The organism is Bradyrhizobium sp. Leo170 (genome assembly GCF_004296405.1).
Lineage (GTDB): Bacteria > Pseudomonadota > Alphaproteobacteria > Rhizobiales > Xanthobacteraceae > Bradyrhizobium.
Genome location: NZ_PSRR01000463.1, coordinates 1 through 5,232 on the forward strand (window position 1 = coordinate 1; position 5,232 = coordinate 5,232).

Below are 5,232 nucleotides of genomic sequence, written 5' to 3' on the forward strand. Positions count from 1 at the left end.
CGCGCCGGCGGCAGGCGGACTGGCGGGCTGCTGGGCATGGGCGGCAAGCGTGAATGCGCCGAAGAAAGCGCCGGCCAGGACAAGGCCGCGCGGCGTGGTCAGGTTGTTCATCGTTGTGGTTCTCCCCGGATGCGAAAGCCTGTTGGTCCTCGCATGTGCAGCGCCCTGCACACGCCGGCGTGGCTTCGTGAACGGCAGTTTCCGACATTCGTCCACGGATGCAATCCGGAACATGGTCGGAATCGAGGCGGGGAAGCGATCCAGCGCAGAACGACCGCGCGGACCTTCAATGTTTCGTGACCGAGCCCGTATCCGGCGGACCGATGATCGCCTCGGAGAACGGAAATTCGAGCACGATATCGCCCTCGTCGTCGGTCACTTCGATGACGGCATTCAACAGCGTGGCGTCGGCACCTTCTGTCCGCAGCAGTTCCCGAATCATGGCGCGCGCCATCTCCCAGGCGCGATCGGGATCCCGCAGGATTTCGCCCTCGGGGTCGGAGATCAGCTCATCGCCGATACGGGTGTTGAAGAAATAGCGCGGCATCGGCGGCAGACACTCCGGTTGAGACCCTTGCGATGGAAGCCTCCGTCAAACCCAGAATTGCTATTGATTGCAATGCGAACAACAGCGAAACGTATGATTTGACTTGCGGCCCTCGCACAACTGCGTGAATTCCCTAGTGCGGCGCAGCATGACTTATGCAGCGCAACACGTCAAAATTTAACTGGCGAACTTTTTCGCCCGCATTACTTTATTGGCAGGGCGGAATACGTCCCGGTTTCAATTTAGGAGAGCTCAATGGCCTGGAAAGCACCGAAGATCGCCGAAGTCGCCGTCGGCATGGAAATCAACATGTATATGTGCGCGACCCGCAAGTAAGCGGACGCGACAGCCAAATCTCTCACGTGATTTTCGCCAGGAGACGGATCATGCTTCGCGTCGTCGTCCTGGGCGCGGCGGCCGGTGGTGGTGTTCCGCAGTGGAACTGCGGCTGCCCGGTTTGCACCAAGGCAAGAGGCGAAGCGCCGGACCTGCAGAGCACCCAGGCTTCGATCGCGGTCAGCGCTGACGGCGCGCACTGGTTCCTGGTCAACGCCTCGCCCGACCTGCGTCAGCAGGTGACCGCGACGCCGCAATTGCACCCAAAGCGCGGCGAGCTTCGCCATAGTCCGATCGCGGGCGTCATCCTCACCAATGGCGAGATCGACGCGATCGCGGGACTATTGTCGATGCGCGAGGGTTCGCCGTTTACGATCTACGCGCACCAGCGGGTGCTGGCGATCCTGAAGTCCAATAGCGTCTTCGACGTGCTGAGCGAGAAGAATGTCAAGCGCCGGCCGATCGCCGTGGACCACGCGTTCGAGCCGACCTTGCCCGACGGCTCACCCTCCGGCATCGAAGTGCTGCCGTTCGAGGTTCCCGGCAAGGGCGCGTGGTATCTCGAGGGCAAAGCGCATCCGGCCGGCAAGGACGGCGTGGGCGATACGCTGGGCTTGCGCATTGCGGAAAAGGCCAGCGGCAAATATCTCTACTTCCTCGCCGCCTGCGCGCGCGTGACCGATGATCTGAAATCCCGGCTTGCAGGAGCGCCGCTGGTGTTCTTCGATGGCACGGTGTGGCGCGACGACGAGTTGATCGCGGCGGGACTCGGCAACAAGACCGGTCAGGGGATGGGACATATTTCGATGTCAGGCGGCCACGGCGCGATCGAGAGCCTCGCGGAGCTTGATATCGGCCGAAAACTGTTCCTGCATATCAACAACTCCAACCCGGCGCTGTTGAAGGACTCTCCCGAGCGGAAGGCCGCCGAGCGGGCCGGCTGGCAAATCCCTGCCGACGGAACGGAGATCGAGCTTTGAACGCACCTTTACCCCAAGAAACTTCGCCCAAAGGGATGACCGCCTATTCGATCGGCAAGGGCGTGTCGCTTGATAGCGCCGAGGAGCTGGAAGCCGTGCTGCGCCATATCGGCGCGACGCGCTATCACAACCTGCATCCGTTCCATAAGCTCTTGCATGGCGGCAAATTGAACAAGGGCCAGGTGCAGGCCTGGGCGCTGAACCGCTACTATTACCAGAGCACGATCCCGATCAAGGACGCGGTCGTGATCTCGCGCTTCCGCGACCGCCTGACCCGCATCGAGTGGCGCCACCGCATCGAGGACCATGACGGCGATGTCGGCAGCGAAGGCGGGATCGAGCGCTGGCTGAAGCTGACCGAAGGCCTTGGCCTCGACAGCGCCTATGTCGAATCGACCGAAGGCATCCTGCCGGCGACGCGCTTTGCGGTGGAAGCCTATGTGCATTTCTGCCGCGACCGGACGCCGCTGGAGGCGATCGCCTCCTCGCTGACGGAATTGTTCGCGCCGAACCTGCACGAGGAGCGCATCTCCGGCATGCTGCAGCATTATGACTTCGTCAATCCTGATATCATGAGCTATTTCAAGCGCCGCCTGCAGCAGGCGCCGCGCGATGCCGGATTTGCGCTCGACTACGTCAAGAAGCACGCCACGACGCAGGCGGAGCGCGAGGCGGTCTGCAATGCGCTGATCTTCAAGACCAACGTGCTGTGGGTGCAGCTCGACGCGCTCTATCATGCCTATGTCGACGGCCACATCCCGCCCGGCGCCTTCGTGCCGACGGCGAGCTAGAGGATTTTTCGATGGCGGGCCGCAACATCAGCGTCAGCGAGGCAAGCCGGCCGAAATTGCCGCGGCATGCCAAGCTGAAGTTCGACGAGACACGGCAGGTCTGGGTGATCCTGGCGCCGGAACGCGTGCTGGCGCCGGATGAGATCGCGGTCGAAGTGCTGCAGCTCTGCGACGGCGAGCGCAGCGTCGCCGAGATGGTCGATCAGCTCGCCGCGAAATACGCCGCACCGCGCGAGGCGATCTCGACCGACGTGATAGCGATGCTGCAGGACCTGGCGGATAAGGGTTTTCTCAACGAGGCACGGGAGAAGACGCCATGAGCGACATTCTCGCCGAGGGCAAGACGACGGCCGCGCCGGATGACGGGCTGGCGGTGCTGGAGCAGCGCCGCTCGACTGCGACGAGCTACGGCATTCCGCTGGCGGTGCTCGCGGAGCTGACGCACCGCTGCCCGCTGCAATGCCCCTATTGCTCCAACCCGGTCGAGCTCGACCGCTCCGGCAGCGAGCTCACCACCGAGGAATGGAAGAAGGTGATGACCGAGCTCGTCGAGCTCGGCGTGCTGCAGATCCATTTCTCCGGCGGCGAGCCGACCGCGCGGAAAGATCTCGTCGAGCTGGTGCAGCATGCTGATGACGTCGGGCTCTACACCAACCTGATCACGTCTGCCGTGCTGCTGACGAAGGAAAAACTGGCGGCGCTCGCCGATGCCGGCCTTTGCCACGTGCAGATCAGCTTCCAGGGCAACGAGCCTGTCGTGGCCGACCGCGTCGCGGGCCTGAAGAATTCGCACGAGAAGAAGATCCAGGCCGCCAGATGGACGCGCGAGCTCGACCTGCCGCTCACCGTCAATGCGGTGATGCACCGGCAGAACCTGCACCAGCTTTCCGACATCATCCAGATGGCGGTCGATCTCGACGCCGACCGGCTCGAGGTCGCCAATGTGCAGTATTACGGCTGGGCGCTGAAGAACCGTGCGGCCTTGATGCCGACGATCGCGCAGATCGAGGAGACCAGCCGCATCGTCGAGGAGGCGCAGGCGCGCTTGAAGGGCGTGCTCGCGATCGACTACGTGGTGCCGGACTATTACGCGCTGCGGCCGAAGAAGTGCATGGGCGGCTGGGGCCGGCAATTCTTCAACATCTCGCCGGCCGGCAAGGTGCTGCCGTGCCATGCCGCCGAAAGCATCACCGGACTTCAGTTCGAATCCGTGCGCTCGAACCATTCGATCGCCTGGATCTGGCAGAACTCGGACGCCTTCAACCGCTATCGCGGCACAGGATGGATGCCCGAGCCGTGCAAATCCTGCGAATTCCGCGAGGTCGATTACGGCGGCTGCCGCTGCCAGGCCTTTGCGCTGACCGGCGATGCGGGGAATACCGATCCGGCCTGCACGCTGTCGCCGATGCACGAGAAGATCTTCAAGCTCGCGGAGACCGAGGCGGCCGCCAACAACAACCGCTTCCTCTATCGCAATTTCGCCGGCGGCACGCTGGAGACGGAAGGCGACCATGGCGCCTGACGCCGAGGCGGGCAAATCATCGCGCCGCACGGATCCTTTCGCGCCACTGACGTCCGAATTCCTTGATGTCGGCGACGATCACGAGATCTATGTCGAGAGTGTCGGCCGCGAGGGCGGCGTGCCCGCCGTCTATCTGCATGGCGGCCCTGGCAGCGGCTGCCAGCCGGATCACCGCCGCCTGTTCGATCCCGAGCGTTTTCATGCCGTGCTGTTCGACCAGCGCGGCGCCGGACGCAGCCGGCCGAAGGGAAAGCGCGAGGCCAACACGCTGCCGCTCCTGATCGCGGACATGGAAGCGATCCGGCAGAAATTCGGTTTCGAGCGCTGGCTGGTGGTCGGCGGCTCCTGGGGCGCGACGCTCGCGCTGGCCTATGCGCAGGCGCATCCCGATCGCGTCACCGCCCTCGCGCTGCGCGCGACCTTCCTCGGCACGCGCAGGGAATTGGAAGGCGCCTTTCTCGACACGCTGCCGCGCTTCTACCCGGCGCTGTCGGCGGACTTCCTGAGCATTCTGCCGATGGAGGAGCGCGAGCAGCCGCTCGAGGCCTATTGGCGGCGCATCCTCGATGCCGAGGCGGCGGTACACGGCCCGGCCGCGCGCGCCTGGCATGACACCGAGCACATTCTCTCCGTCCACGCGCCCAGCCGGATACGGCTCGATCTCGCCTCGCTGAACTCTTCGCGCGCCGTGCCCGCGACGCCGTTCATGGAGGCGCATTACTTCGCCAATGACTGCTTCATGGCGCCCGACCAGTTGATGAACGACGCCGGCAAGCTTGCAGACATTCCCGGAATCCTGGTGCAGGGCCGCTACGATTTGCTGTGTCCGCCGACCACCTCGTTTGCGCTGGCCGCACGCTGGCCCAAGGGCGAAGTCCGGATCGTCGAAGGCGCCGGACACATCCTGTACGACCCTGGTGTCCGCGACGCCGTGATGAGGGCAATCGCGGATCTCGCCTCACGCAAGCCGGGCTAGAGCTTCCCACCAGTCAATGCTGAGGGCACCCGCCAGGCGGACAGGCGGGTCTTCCGCGGGCAGCAGCCGGCGCAGCGGGC

At 64.2% G+C, this 5,232-nt stretch carries 7 protein-coding genes; 6 read left to right on the forward strand and 1 reads right to left on the reverse strand.

Features of this window, described 5'->3' with window-relative positions:
* Positions 1 to 286: 286 nt before the first annotated feature.
* On the reverse strand, positions 287 to 547 hold the full coding sequence (locus CWO89_RS40370; RefSeq protein ID WP_028166081.1) for a DUF6894 family protein: 261 nt from the start codon (positions 545 to 547) through the stop codon (positions 287 to 289).
* A 255-nt stretch (positions 548 to 802) separates the two neighbouring features.
* Here CWO89_RS40370 and pqqA point away from each other — a divergent pair, with 255 nt between their 5' ends.
* From pqqA to pip, 6 genes are read left to right on the forward strand one after another with little or no spacing between them, the layout of a single operon-like run.
* The gene (pqqA, locus tag CWO89_RS40375) at positions 803 to 883 is read left to right on the forward strand and encodes a pyrroloquinoline quinone precursor peptide PqqA (protein ID WP_130583840.1); all 81 of its coding nucleotides are present in this window, start codon (positions 803 to 805) and stop codon (positions 881 to 883) included.
* A 50-nt stretch (positions 884 to 933) separates the two neighbouring features.
* Positions 934 to 1,863: a pyrroloquinoline quinone biosynthesis protein PqqB gene (pqqB, locus tag CWO89_RS40380; RefSeq protein ID WP_130583835.1), complete on the forward strand. Its 930-nt coding sequence runs from the start codon at positions 934 to 936 to the stop codon at positions 1,861 to 1,863.
* Between the two features lie 35 nt (positions 1,864 to 1,898).
* Positions 1,899 to 2,654 (forward strand): pyrroloquinoline-quinone synthase PqqC, encoded by a 756-nt coding sequence (gene pqqC, locus CWO89_RS40385; RefSeq protein ID WP_130583836.1) that lies wholly within the window; start codon positions 1,899 to 1,901, stop codon positions 2,652 to 2,654.
* Between the two features lie 11 nt (positions 2,655 to 2,665).
* Entirely contained in the window at positions 2,666 to 2,974 is a 309-nt protein-coding gene (gene pqqD, locus CWO89_RS40390; protein WP_130583837.1) for a pyrroloquinoline quinone biosynthesis peptide chaperone PqqD, read from the forward strand.
* Positions 2,971 to 4,176 carry a pyrroloquinoline quinone biosynthesis protein PqqE gene (gene pqqE, locus CWO89_RS40395; protein WP_130583838.1) on the forward strand — a complete coding sequence of 402 codons (1,206 nt, stop codon included), beginning with the start codon at positions 2,971 to 2,973 and terminating at the stop codon, positions 4,174 to 4,176. Before pqqD ends, pqqE begins: the two co-directional genes overlap by 4 nt.
* The gene (pip, locus tag CWO89_RS40400; protein ID WP_130583839.1) at positions 4,166 to 5,152 is read left to right on the forward strand and encodes a prolyl aminopeptidase; all 987 of its coding nucleotides are present in this window, start codon (positions 4,166 to 4,168) and stop codon (positions 5,150 to 5,152) included. The genes pqqE and pip overlap by 11 nt, the downstream gene beginning before the upstream one ends.
* Positions 5,153 to 5,232: the final 80 nt, after the last annotated feature.